Raw genomic sequence first — 12,015 nt, forward strand, 5'->3', positions numbered from 1 at the left:
AGAGCCGGGCTGGGTGGATGCCGGAGAGCCGGGCCGGGTCGATGCCGGGAGGTTGGGGTGGGTGGGTGTCGGGGGGCCGGAGGGAGGGCGCACGTTTACTCCTTTGTGCCGCGGGCCAGTTTCTCGGCCAGCATCAGGGTGGTCAGGTTGGTGGGCGCGCTGGGGATCGCCGGGAAGAGGGAGGCGTCGGCGATGCGCAGGTGTTCGGTGCCGTGCACCCGGCCGTCCTGACCGGCCACGGCGAAGGGGTCGGTGGCGGGCCCCATGCGGCAGGAACCGGCCGCGTGCCAGCCGGGGTTCATGATGTGCCGCACGCCGCTGCGCACCACGCCGTCACTGGCGATCATCCGGTCGCTCCAGAACTGGGTCTGCGCCAGCCGGCCGGCCAGTCCCGGCGAGCGCAGGAAGCTCCAGGCCCGGCGTACGCCGTGGTAGAGGCGCTCCACGTCCTCCGGGTCGGTGCCGATGCCCAGTTCGATGACGGGCGCGGCGGTGGGGTCGGCGCTGTCGAGGAAGACCCGGCCCCGGGAGCGCGGGCGCAGCAGCATCACCGAGGTGCCCACGACGAGCGGCCACCCGAGGCGGTCCACGAAGCCGGGGATGGTGTGGCTCTCCACGTTGTTGAGCAGCCCCACCTGGATGTCGGTGTCGCCGTCGTAGCCGCTGCTCATGCGGGCCGCGACCTGCCGCCAGGGCAGTCCGGGGGTGCAGACGCCGTCGGCCGGCCGGGACCAGATGACGACCGACGGGTGGTCCACGAGGTCGCGGCCCACCCCGGGCAGGTCGGCGACGGGGGTGATGCCGAGCGCGCGGAGCAGTGCCGCGCCACCGACGCCGGAGCGCTGCAGGATGACGGGGGTCCCGACGGCGCCCGCGCTGAGCACGACGTGCCGGGCGCGGACGGTGTCGAGCCGGCCGCCGCTCTCCGTCTCCACACCGACGGCCCGGTTCTTCTCGAACAGCACCCGGGTGACCCGGACGCCGGTGCGCAGGTGCAGGTCGGGCAGGTCGCGGGCGCCGGAGAGGAACGCGGTGGCGGCGTCGACGCGTTCGCCGTCGACGGTGTTGCCGGGGATCGCACCGACCCCGGCCTCGGCGCCCGCGTTGAGGTCCGCCAGCGTGGTGACGCCCTGCCGGTCGCACTCCGCCCAGAACGCCTCGTCCAGTGCGTGCACCCGCACGCGGGGAGTCCGGCGGACGGGCAGCGGGCCGCTGTCGCCGTGCAGCGGACCGGGGAAGTCGGCGTCGTGCTCGATGTCCTTGTAGAACGGCAGGACCTGCGCCCAGGACCAGTCGGGGTTGCCGCGCGCCGCCCAGGCGGCGAAGTCGCGGGGCAGGCCGCGCAGGGCGATGGCGCCGTTGACGGCGGAGCCGCCGCCGACGACCTTGCCGAGCTGGTAGGGGAAGCGTTCCCACAGGGCGCGGGCCGCGGCCCGGCCCGCGCCGGGACCGGCCGGGGTGCCGACGCCGGGACCGGCGGGGGTGCCGGTGCCTCGGACCAGGTCTTCCAGGCGGCTGCTGGTGCGCAGGTTCGCCCGGTAGTCCCAGTTGTAGCCCGAGAGCACGAGCCGGCCGGCGTCGGCCAGCGGATGGGAGCGGTCCCGGGGCCGCGGCTGGTCGGCGCCCGCCTCCAGCAGCAGCACGCTCCCGGAGCCCCGGGCGGCGAGCCGGGCGGCGGTGACGGCGCCGGCCGACCCCGCACCGACGATCACGTACTCCCACTCACGGGGCTCCGCGGCGGGTCCACGGGCGCCGCTCATGCGGTCAACTCCGTTGTTGTGCCGAGCAGTTCGGCGAACGAGGCGATCGAGGCGTTCATGAACAGCCCCTCGACCATCTCCTGCTCCTCCTCGGTGCCCATGCCGAACTCGGCGCGCAGCAGCGTGAGCAGGCCGACGGCGTGCAGGGAGTCGCCGCCGATGTCGAAGAAGCCCTCCTCCACACCGAAGTCGCCATGGCCCAGTTGCCGCGACCACAGGGCGAACAGCCGCTCCTCCAGCCGGCCGCGGGGCGCGACGCGGCCGTCCCCCGCCTCGGCGTCGTCGTTCCACGGCGTGGGCAGCGCCTTGTGGTCGATCTTGCCGTTGACGGTCAGGGGCAGGGTGTCCAGGGTCAGGAAGCGGCTGGGCACCATGTAGCCGGGCAGCAGGGCGGTCAGCGCCTCGCGCAGCGCGGCCGGGTCCGGGTCGGCGCCGGGCTCGGGCACCACGTACGCGGCGATCTGCCGCTGGCCGGTGCGGGTGTGGGCCGGCGCGGTGACCAGCGCGGTGCGCACGCCCGGCTGGCGCAGCAGCGCGGCCTCGATCTCGCCCAGCTCGACCCGATAGCCGTTGATCTTCACCTGGAAGTCCTCGCGGCCCAGGATCTCGATGTCGCCGCCGGGCAGATAGCGGCCGAGGTCGCCGGTGCGGTAGACGCGTTCCCCGGTGACGGGGTGGACGAGGAAGCGTTCGGCGGTGCGCTCGGGGTCGCCCAGGTATCCCTGGGCCACACCGGTCCCCCCGATGTGGATCTCGCCGGTGACACCGACGGGCGACGGCTCCAGCCACTGGTTGAGGACATGCATGGTCTGGTTGGCGAGCGGCTTGCCGTAGGGGATGCTCGACCACTCCGGCCGGACGGCCTCGACGGGGTGGTGGATCGACCAGATCGAGCCCTCGGTGGCACCGCCCAGGCTGATCACCCGCATCGCGGGGATCTTCTCCCGGACGCGGTCCGGCAGGTCGACGGGTATCCAGTCGCCGCTGAGCAGGGCGAGGCGCAGCCGGCAGCCGCGCGGAGCGCCGCCGTCGCCGAGCGAGTCGATCCACATGCGCATGGGGGCGGGCACGCTGTTCCAGATGGTGACGCCGTAGCGGCTGAGCAACTGGGTCCAGTGCGCGATGTCGCCGGCGCGGGCCGGGTCGGGGACGACGACGGTGCCGCCGGCGCCGAGGACGCCGAAGAGGTCGTACACCGACAGGTCGAAGCCGGTGGGGGCGAGGGCCAGCACCCGGTCGTCGGGGCCGACGTCGAAGCGGCGGTTGATGTCCCGCACGGTGTTGGCGGCGCCGCGGTGGCTGATCATCACGCCCTTGGGTTCGCCGGTGGAGCCCGAGGTGAAGATCACGTACGCCAGGTCGTCCGGGCTCCGGCGTCCGGCGGGCCGCTCGGTGGAGCACTCCAGGGTGGCCGCGTCCTGTCCGGTCACCACCGTCACACCGGCCGGCCAGCGCAGCGACTCGCGCAGGTCCGGCTCGGTGATCACCGCGCGCGCCGCGCACCGGGCCAGCAGCCGCAGCCGCCGTTCCTCGGGCAGCTCCGGGTCGATGGCCACGTAGACGGCGCCCGCGTGCAGCACGCCGAGCAGCGCGGAGTACTGGGCGGCGCCCGGCCGCATGGACACGGCGACGATCTCGCCGGGTGCGGTGGCGGGGCCGGTGAGCAGCCGGTGGGCGATGCGGTGGGCGGCCTCGGTGAGGCGGCGGTACGTGGTCTCCGTACCGGGGGTGACGACCGCGACCGCGTCGGGGCGGCGCAGGGCCGCGTCGGCGACCAGCTCGTGCAGCAGGGCCGGCGGGATGTCCGCGGCGGTGGCGTTGGCCAGCGCCCGCTCCTTCGCCTGCGCGGGCGGCAGCGGCACGAGTCCGCGGGTGGTGTGCCAGGTGGACGGGTCGTCCGTGAGCCGGTGCAGCAGCGTCGTGTACGCCTCGAACATGTCCTCCAGAGTCCCCTCGGGGAACAGGCCCTCGACAGCGTTGAAGTTGACGCTGAGCCGGCCGTCGAGTTCCAGGATCTGGTTCTCCAGCCACACCTGCGGGGTCCGGCTGTGGTCGTACACCAGCTCGCCGAAGGACTCCAGGGCCCCCGCCCCGGGGAGGTCCTCGCCGCCCAGGGTGCTGGAGAAGACCACCGGCATCGCGGCACGGCCGTCGTCCCGGCGCCGGGCCAGCTCGCGCAGCACCCGGATGCCGCCATGGGTGGCGTGCGCCAGGTCCTCCAGGAGCCGCGCCTGGAGGTCCGCGGCCCGCCGCGCGAACGTCTCCTCGGGGTCTCCGCCGACGGCGAGCAGTCCCGGGGAGAGGAAGTCGCCCAGGATCTCCGCCACCTGCGGGTGCAGCGGGAGCCGGTGGAACTGGGTGACGGTCAGGGTGAATTCCTGCCGCCGCGACCAGGCCCGCAGCACCTCCGCGTACGCGGCGAGCAGCACACCCGAGGGGGTGAGCCCGTGCTCGGCGGCCGCCGCCCGCAGTGCCGCCCATCGTTGGGGCGCGAGCGTGGCACGGTGTCGTACGAACCGCGGGGTGCCCAGCTGTTCGGGGGCCGCGGCCAGCGGCAGTTCGGGAGCCGGGGGCAGGCTGTCCAGCCGTTCGGTCCAGTACGCGGCGGCGGCCCGGCCGGTGCCGGACTCGCGCAGCTCCTCCTGGGCCAGCACGTAGTCACGGAAGGAGAGTTCCAGCGGCTGGGTGCGCAGACCGGGGTCGTCGTAGTGGCGGCGCCATTCCCGCAGCAGCCGGAAGAGGCTGGGCATGTCGAGGAAGAGCAGGTCGACGGCGAGGTGCAGCCGCACGCGGCCGTCGTCCAGGAGCGTGGCCCGGGCATCGAGTTGCGGTGCCCGGTCGGCGGGGAGCACCTGCCCGGTCGCCTCGGCGCGGATGCGCTCCAGTTCGGCCCGCTGTTCGGCGGCCGGCCGGCCGCGCAGATCCGTGGTGCGCACGGGGCACGGCGCCGCTTCGTGCCCGCACAGGACCCGCTGGGTCCGGTCGGGTCCGGTGACCGTGCGCAGCGCCTCGTGCCGGGCGACGACCTCGCGCAGGGCCTCGGCCAGCCGGTCCGGGTCGAGACCGGGGCAGTCGAACTCCAGGTAGTACTGGCTGGAGATACCACCCAGCTCCAGGCCGCCCAGCCGGCCGATCAGATACGCCTGCTGGATGTCGGTGAGCGGGAAGGGTTCATGGCGCTGCTCCGGCCGCGGCTTGAGTTCCGGCGTGTCCTGGTCCGGCCCACGGTGGCCAGTCCGGGTACACAGTTCCGCGAAGAGATCCTCCATCGATTCACGTCCCTTTTCGTCGGATGCCTGATCGGCTTTCGCATCGGTGGTGCGCAAGGGACATTAGGCAGCGGCCGCATTCGGCCTCAATACGGTGAGACCGTAGGGACACCCGAAGGATTTGGCCGGTACTGGACCGCCGCTGGACCCGCGCCGGATTCTCTCCGGAATTCGGGTGCACACCGTTGACCGCGAGCGGGACGGCGGCGACATCATCGGGCATGGAATTCAAGGACTCCCCGGGGACGGCCGGGAAACGCGTACTCATCGGGGCCACCGGATCGATCGCGGTGACCGGACTTCCCGCATATATCCAGGCGCTGCGCCGGCACATCGAGGGCAGTACGTTCACGGTCCTGCTGACCCATACCGCGGCGTCGTTCGTCTCCCCCGAGAGTCTCGCCCTGTTCGCCGAGCGGGTGGTGAGCGGGGAGTCGCCGGCCGACTGGCCGACCGACAAGCCCTCCCGGCTGGCCGCGGACCACGACGTGCTCGCGGTGCTCCCGGCCACCGCCCACACCCTGGCGTCGGCGGCGGCAGGGGCCGCGCCGAACCGGCTGCTGACCGTGGCGCTCTCGGTGGACTGTCCGGTCGTCTACTTCCCGGTGATGGGCGCGAAGATGTGGCGAAAGCCCGCGGTACGGCGCAACATCGCGCGGCTCCGCGAGGACGGCGCACTCGTCAACGAACCGGAGTGGCACGAGGGTTACGACCCGGGCACGGGGACCACGAGCAACCATCCGGGGCTGCCGGCGCCGGACTCGGTGGCGAAGGTGATCGGGGACCTGCTGGTGTGACCGGTCCGGGCGGCCGGACCGGCCGGTACGCGTGGTGCCCCGCCCCCGGGGAGGGAGGCGGGGCACCGCACGTATCGGCGACGCTGGTGAGGAGACGCGGCCCTGGTCGGGAGGCGGGGATTTGGTCAGGTGGCGATGGCCGTGGCCTCGACCTCGATGAGGAAGTCCGGTTCGGCGAGGGTGGCGACCCCGACGAGGGTGGTGGGCCGGATGACGTCGACGCCGAGCCTGGCCGCGGCCCGCTTGGCGCCCGCGCTGATCTCCTCCCACTTGGGCAGCGACCAGTCCACGACGTACATGGTCAGGCGGAGTACGTCGTCGAAGGTGGCACCGGCCGCGGCCAGTCCGGTGGCGATGTTGAGGTAGACCTGCTCGGTCTGGGCCGCGAGGTCGCCCATGCCCACGGGCTCGCCGTCCGCGGTGCGCGGGGTCTGGCCGCTGAGGAACACCATCTTGCTGCCGGTGCCCACGGCCAGTTGCCGCCAGCCGTAGGGCTCGGGGAGGCCGGGCGGGTCGATCGTCTCGACTGCCATGCGGGTCGTCCTTTCTCGACGGGCCGTGCGGGCGGGTGCGGGGACACCGGCCCGCCCGCACGGCCGTTCTGGAGTTCGGGGGGCGGGAGTTCGGGGGCGGGCGGCCGGGCGCGGTGGGTCAGCTGTACTCGCGGCACGTGGCGTAGTACTTGCGCAGGATGCTGACCAGCTCCGGGTCGAAGCGGGACGCGAAGAGCAGCTCGGGCGGCGGGGTGAACTCGGGGTCGAGGCCGTTCGCCCAGGCGAGAGTGCCCGGCCGCAGGTCCATCTCGATCCACTGGTGCCACTCGACGGGGATCGTCCAGTCCTGCTCGTAGCCGATGCCCATCTGGTGGTCGATGAGGACGTCCACGATCTCCTCGCGGGTCCCGGCCCGCAGCGGCTGCCGCACGGGGGCGAACCGCGCCACGTCGGCCCGGGTCTCCTCGCCGAGGGCGCGCGCGGCGAAGTCCTGGGCCAGCAGCGGGGAGAGGTGCAGGCCGTCGCGGTAGGTGCCGGTCATGACCGACAGGCCGCGCATGCCGCCGTCGCCGAGCAGCGGGAAACCGTCCATGGACACCGGGCGGTTGCCGACCTGGACCTTGGTGACGTCGCTGTTCCAGAGGTTGCGACGGACCTGGCGGTGGGCGCACTGGAGGAGGAACACCAGGTCGCGCATCTCGGCGGTGTCGCGGGGGTCGACGGAGATGACGTTGGTGGCGCCGACGTACACCTGTCCGTCGCCGCGCGGGACGACGTGCAGGCCGCAGGCGAAGGAGCGGTTCGGCGTGCGGACGACGCTGTCGGGGGCGGTGCCGTCGGCGGTCCTGATCAGGGCGGAGACGCCGTAGCCGCTGACCAGGCGGGGAATGCGAGGGCCGACGGGCAGGCTGTCCAGGAGTTCCTGGGTGCGGGCTCCGGCGGCCAGCGTGACATGCCCCGCGGTGATCCGCCGCCCGTCGGCGAGCACGACGCCGGTGACGCGGTCGCCCCGGTACTCGACGCGGGTGGCGAACTCGGGTACGAGGATGCCGCCGGCCTGGACGACGGCCGCCTCCAGGCGCTCCAGCAGCGCGGCCGAGTTGACCGCGTGCTCGCCGGGTATGTGGAAGGCCCGCAGCGGGCGGGAGATCGGCTCGGCGTCCACCCAGTCCAGGTCGGCGGGCTCGACGTCCTCGAACGGCTCCTCGTAGCGGGTGAGTTCGGCGCGGATGGCCTGGTAGTTGGCGTCGTCGATCTCGGCCGTGCCGATGGTGTTGAGGACGACGGTGGTGCCCCGCGCGGTCTTGACGGGGGCGCCCTCGGTCACCTCCTCCAGCTCGGCGAGCCATTGCGGCCACAGCCTGCCCGCCTCGATGCCGAGTTCCAGCTTGGCCCGGCCGTGCTCGCTGGCCAGCAGGGAGGTGGTGACCTCGCCGAAACAGCCGAGCATGGCGCCGGACGCGGTCGAACCGGCCCAGGGGCGGGCCGGCCGGCCGAGCACGGCGACCCGCTGTCCGCGCCGGGCGAGAATCCAGGCGAGCGACAGTCCGAGGATTCCATTGCCGGCGATGACCACATCGAAGTTACCGCCGTCTGCCTTTCCGCTGGCGTTCATCACAATCCAATCCTCCAGCGCGCTGTGTCAGCGTCCGGATCGAGGCGAGGCACATCAATTCCATCGGGGCTGAGCTGATGGTTCGGTGGGTGTCGCGGCGGGATTTCCGCCCGGCCGGACGGAACACGGTCAGCGGCGCTGGAATTCGTACATCGTGAAATCCATGTCCACGATTCCGCGCTCGTCGGTGTGGGCCTTCACCACCGCGGACTCGGGGAAGTCGGCGGCCTGGAGACCGACGGTCTCGCCGCGGTACCGGTGGCCCTCGAATCCGGCGTCGGCGGCGGCCCCCAGCATCTTTCGCGGGTTGCCCATCGCCTCGCTGGTGCCGAGATAGACCCGCCCCTCGGGCGCGAGATGGGGCACCACGTCCCGGAAGAACCGGCGCACCAGCTCGTAGCCGGGGTCGAAGACCGCCCGCTCGATCCCGCCGCCGGGCGGCCGGTCCTCCGGCGCCTCGATGAACGGGGTGTTCCAGAAGACGAGGTCCAGCACCTCGGCCGGGTCCAGGGCGTCGAACAGATCGCTGTGCAGGGCCGTCACCCGGTCGGACACGCCGTGCCGGGCGGCGTTGCGGCGGGTGTTCTCCACCGCCGCCTCGTTGACGTCGAGGGCCAGCACCCGCTCGGCGCCCTGCTGTGCGGCGAGCACGGCCGCGACCCCGGCGCCGCATCCCATCTCCAGGAAGCGGCTGCCCTTCTCGTACGGCACCCAGGAGGCGAACAGGCCGGGGCCCGGGTCGGTGAACGGCGGGAACACCTCGGGCAGCAATTCCCAGTCCCGGCCGAGCAGCGAGAACTCCGTCTGCGCCGGGCCGTCCGGGCTCTGGATCTGTGCCACGACCCAGTTGCCGAGCTCGTATCCGAGCTTGTTGTCCATTCGGTCCTCCTTGGGAAAGGCCGTGGCGCGGCTCGTCAGGGACGTGCTGCGCCACGGCGCCGGACGGTGGAAGGTGCGGACGGACGCGGGAACTCCGTTGGACGGCGGGCGGCGGGCGGCGGCGGATCGGCCGTCGCCCGGTGGACCGGTCTTCCGGGTCCCGGATCAGCCCTCGGCGGACGGGGCGTTCGCACGGCCCCGGGTCATCGTGCGGTCGATCAGGACGACGGGGACGGTGAGGACGGCCAGACCGGCGCCGAGCCAGGGGATGGCGGTCAGCCCGGCCCCGGCGCCGAGTGCCACGCCGGCGAGGAGGGGCACCAGGCTGATGCCGAGCTGGAACATGGAGACGGCGGTGGCGCCGGCGAGGGTGGGCGCCCCGGCCGCGACCGTGAACACCCGCCCGTAGATGGCCGGGTTGAGCACGAATCCCGCGACGCCCAGGATCAGCACCAGCGGGACGACGGCCACCGCGTGGTGGGCGAACAGCGCGAGCAGTACGGAGGCGGCCAGGATGCCGGCCGCGCCGGCCAGCAGCGCGTGATGAGGGCGTCCGTCGGAGATCCGGCCGCCGATGGACAGCCCGACGAAGGCGCCGACACCGAACAGGACCAGGACCGCGGGCACCCACACCGTACGGATGCCGGTGATGTCGGTGAGGAAGGCCGCGAGGTAGTTGTAGGAGATCATGTAGGCGGCGGTGCTCAGCAGGGTCGCCGCGTACACGACCCACAGCTGCGGCTGCTTCATGGTGCGCAGTTCCCGCCGCACGCTGGGCTCCTGCGCGGCCCGGGTGACGGGCACGGCGGCGACCGTGGAGATCGCGCCGAGGGCGGTGAGGGCGACGACCGCCCAGAAGCCGCCCTGCCAGGAGGTGAAGTGGCTCAGCAGCGCACCGGCCGGGCCGCCGGCCACCATCGCCACGCTGAGCCCGCTGACCACCACGCCCGAGGCGCGGGCGGTGCGGTCGGGGGTGACCAGGCTGATCGCGGTGACCGCGGCGACCGCCCAGAACCCGGCGTAGGCGAGGCCGCACAGGAAGCGGGTGACCAGCAGGATGGCGAAGTTGTCACTGATCAGGCCGATCGCCACCAGGACGGCGAAGAGGGCCTGGGAGACCACCAGGGCGGCACGGCGCGGCCAGCGCAGGGTCAGCACGGCCAGCGGCGGACCGCCGAGCACCACGCCGATGGCGAACGCCGAGATCAGCGCGCCCGCCTCGGACAGCGAGATGTTGAGGTCGTCGGCGATGTCGGGGAGCACACCGGCGAGCAGGAACTCGGCGCTGCCCATGGCGAACAGGCTGAACGCGAGCAGGTAGACCCCGAGCGGGAGCCGGCCGGTGGCCTTGCCGTCGGCCGCCTGGAGCTGTTCGGTCTGGGCGCTCATCGGCGGCCACCTCCGGGCTGCTCGGGGCCGGTCGGCGCGGCGTCGCGGTGCGCCGGCCCGGGAGTGGTCATACGCATGGGCGAACTCCTTGTTCGGGTTGTTCGGGCATGCGGATCAGGGCGGGTGGCGCGGCGTCCTGACGGGCGGGGGGAGTCGCGGCCACGTGCTGAGCGGTGCCTCGGCGATCCGCGTCTTCGTGGTGATCACCACTGGTGCCCATGCTGGGACCGGGCGTGGCCGGCGGACAACATTTGTTGCCGATACCGGGACGTCCCCGGGCGGTCGGTCGGGGTTGCGGCCACTCAAGGCGGCGGCCGGTCAGTCGTCGCCGGGGGCGGCCTCGCCCCAGCCCCACTTCTTGACCGTCGTACGAGTGCCGGGTCCGACGCCCGGCTGCGAGTTGGCCATGGCGCGGCGCGAGCCGAACTCGATGTAGCCGATGAACGCCGAGCGGAACTCCGCGTCCTGCGGGAGCCCCACCACGTCCATGGCCTCCCGCATCAGCTCCACCCAGCGTTCCCGCTGGGCGGGTTCGATGGCCCGGTCGCGATGCCGGGAGACCATGTGCCGGTAGCCGCCGTGGTGCCGGGTGTAGTCCGCCGGGCCGCCGAGCACCTCGCCGAGGAAGGTGGCGACGTGCTGGGGGTGGTCGTCCGACATCCGGGCGAAGAGCGGAGCGAGCAGTTCGTCCTTGCGAACGCGAGAGTAGAACTCCTCCGTGAGCCGGCTCAGCGCCTCGGCGCCGCCGGCCCACTCGTAGAGGGTGGGAGTCTGGTCCGTCACGATGTCGCCTTTCGCTGGGTGGGACCGGGTGGAGGGGGCGGGTGGGACCGGGTGGAGGGTGGCGCGGTGGTCAGGCGGCGTACAGGTCGAAGGTCGGGGTCGGCCTGCCGCCCTGGGTGAGGACGTCCAGCCGGGGATCGACCGTCAGCATCGCCTCGTGCAGCCGCTGGAGCTGCGGCGCGGGCTCCAGACCGAGTTCGTCCACCAGCCGGCGGCGCAGGGCGCGGTAGAGCTCCAGCGCCGAGGACCGTCGTCCCGAGCGGTAGAACGCGACCATGGCCTGGGCGTGCAGCCGCTCGTTCTTGGGGTGACGGCTCGTCAGTTCGACCAGTTCGGCGATGAGTTCGCCGTGCCGGCCGAGCCGCAGTTCGGCGTCGACGAGCCGCTCGGTGGCGAGCAGCCTGCCCTCCTCCAGCCGGGCCGCCTGGACGCGCAGCGGCTCCCCGGCGGGCACGTCGACCAGGGCCGGTCCCCGCCACAGCGCCAGCGCGTCGCGCAGCAGCAGGGCGGTCCGCTCCCCCTCGCCGTCCGCGAAGGCCGTATGGCCCGCCCGGGCCGCCCGCCGGAACGCGAAGGCGTCGACGTCGTCCTCCGCGACCCGCAGCAGATAGCCGCCGTGGCCGGTGGCCAGCAACTGCCGGGCGCGGTACCGGCCGTCCGGACCGCCCGAGCCGTCTGGGCCAATCGCGCCGTCTGGGCCGTCCGCGCCGCCGAGTGCGGTCGCCAGGGTGCGGCGCAGCCGCAGGACGTAGGTCTGGACGGTGCTGTGCGCGGTGCGCGGCGGCCGGGGCCCCCACACCTCCTCGATCAGGGTGGTCACCGGCACGAGCCGCCCCGGGTGAAGGGCGAGGAGCGCCAGGATCTGCCGCTCTTTTCCCGCCGCCGGGGTGACCGGAACTCCGCCGGCCACTGCGTGCAGGGGGCCCAGAACCTGAATCTTCACGAGTCCTCCGTAATATCACCGTGAAGTGCCTGGTCTCGGTAATTCCATGTGGCGATGGCCACGAGAGGAACGTAGGAGTGCGGGGC

Annotated in this window: 9 protein-coding genes; 1 reads left to right on the top strand and 8 read right to left on the bottom strand. The window is 73.1% G+C overall.

All coding sequences use genetic code 11. From position 1 onward, the window contains the following. Positions 1 to 95 precede the first annotated feature (95 nt). Positions 96 to 1,760: a GMC family oxidoreductase N-terminal domain-containing protein gene (locus tag GHR20_RS08715; protein ID WP_153812856.1), complete on the bottom strand. Its 1,665-nt coding sequence runs from the start codon at positions 1,758 to 1,760 to the stop codon at positions 96 to 98. After that, on the bottom strand, positions 1,757 to 5,029 hold the full coding sequence (locus GHR20_RS08720; RefSeq protein ID WP_153812857.1) for a non-ribosomal peptide synthetase: 3,273 nt from the start codon (positions 5,027 to 5,029) through the stop codon (positions 1,757 to 1,759). Before GHR20_RS08720 ends, GHR20_RS08715 begins: the two co-directional genes overlap by 4 nt. 221 nt (positions 5,030 to 5,250) lie before the next feature. On the opposite strand from GHR20_RS08720, the gene GHR20_RS08725 reads away from it, so the two are divergent. Next, positions 5,251 to 5,826: a flavoprotein gene (locus GHR20_RS08725; RefSeq protein WP_153812858.1), complete on the top strand. Its 576-nt coding sequence runs from the start codon at positions 5,251 to 5,253 to the stop codon at positions 5,824 to 5,826. A 125-nt stretch (positions 5,827 to 5,951) separates the two neighbouring features. On the opposite strand, the gene GHR20_RS08730 is transcribed toward GHR20_RS08725, so the two are convergent. The 6 genes from GHR20_RS08730 to GHR20_RS08755 form a co-directional block, all read right to left on the bottom strand. Further along, positions 5,952 to 6,359 (bottom strand): RidA family protein, encoded by a 408-nt coding sequence (locus tag GHR20_RS08730; RefSeq protein WP_111580985.1) that lies wholly within the window; start codon positions 6,357 to 6,359, stop codon positions 5,952 to 5,954. 118 nt (positions 6,360 to 6,477) lie between these two features. After that, positions 6,478 to 7,935: an FAD-binding oxidoreductase gene (locus GHR20_RS08735; protein WP_153812859.1), complete on the bottom strand. Its 1,458-nt coding sequence runs from the start codon at positions 7,933 to 7,935 to the stop codon at positions 6,478 to 6,480. A 129-nt stretch (positions 7,936 to 8,064) separates the two neighbouring features. Beyond that, entirely contained in the window at positions 8,065 to 8,814 is a 750-nt protein-coding gene (locus GHR20_RS08740) for a methyltransferase (protein WP_153812860.1), read from the bottom strand. 165 nt (positions 8,815 to 8,979) lie between these two features. Next, positions 8,980 to 10,203 (bottom strand): MFS transporter, encoded by a 1,224-nt coding sequence (locus GHR20_RS08745; protein WP_153812861.1) that lies wholly within the window; start codon positions 10,201 to 10,203, stop codon positions 8,980 to 8,982. A 318-nt stretch (positions 10,204 to 10,521) separates the two neighbouring features. Further along, positions 10,522 to 10,986: a group II truncated hemoglobin gene (locus GHR20_RS08750; protein ID WP_153812862.1), complete on the bottom strand. Its 465-nt coding sequence runs from the start codon at positions 10,984 to 10,986 to the stop codon at positions 10,522 to 10,524. A 70-nt stretch (positions 10,987 to 11,056) separates the two neighbouring features. Continuing rightward, a complete protein-coding gene (locus GHR20_RS08755; protein ID WP_153812863.1) occupies positions 11,057 to 11,929 on the bottom strand; it encodes an AfsR/SARP family transcriptional regulator in 873 nt (290 codons plus the stop codon). Positions 11,930 to 12,015: the final 86 nt, after the last annotated feature.

The sequence above is a fragment of the Streptomyces sp. SUK 48 genome (assembly GCF_009650765.1).
Lineage (GTDB): Bacteria > Actinomycetota > Actinomycetes > Streptomycetales > Streptomycetaceae > Streptomyces.

What these genes read in the sequence shown, in the direction of transcription:
- GHR20_RS08715 (WP_153812856.1), bottom strand. Translation starts at nt 1,760, where the DNA reads ATGAGCGGCGCCCGTGGACCCGCCGCGGAGCCCCGTGAGTGGGAGTAC.
- GHR20_RS08720 (WP_153812857.1), bottom strand. Translation starts at nt 5,029, where the DNA reads ATGGAGGATCTCTTCGCGGAACTGTGTACCCGGACTGGCCACCGTGGG.
- GHR20_RS08725 (WP_153812858.1), top strand. Translation starts at nt 5,251, where the DNA reads ATGGAATTCAAGGACTCCCCGGGGACGGCCGGGAAACGCGTACTCATC.
- GHR20_RS08730 (WP_111580985.1), bottom strand. Translation starts at nt 6,359, where the DNA reads ATGGCAGTCGAGACGATCGACCCGCCCGGCCTCCCCGAGCCCTACGGC.
- GHR20_RS08735 (WP_153812859.1), bottom strand. Translation starts at nt 7,935, where the DNA reads ATGAACGCCAGCGGAAAGGCAGACGGCGGTAACTTCGATGTGGTCATC.
- GHR20_RS08740 (WP_153812860.1), bottom strand. Translation starts at nt 8,814, where the DNA reads ATGGACAACAAGCTCGGATACGAGCTCGGCAACTGGGTCGTGGCACAG.
- GHR20_RS08745 (WP_153812861.1), bottom strand. Translation starts at nt 10,203, where the DNA reads ATGAGCGCCCAGACCGAACAGCTCCAGGCGGCCGACGGCAAGGCCACC.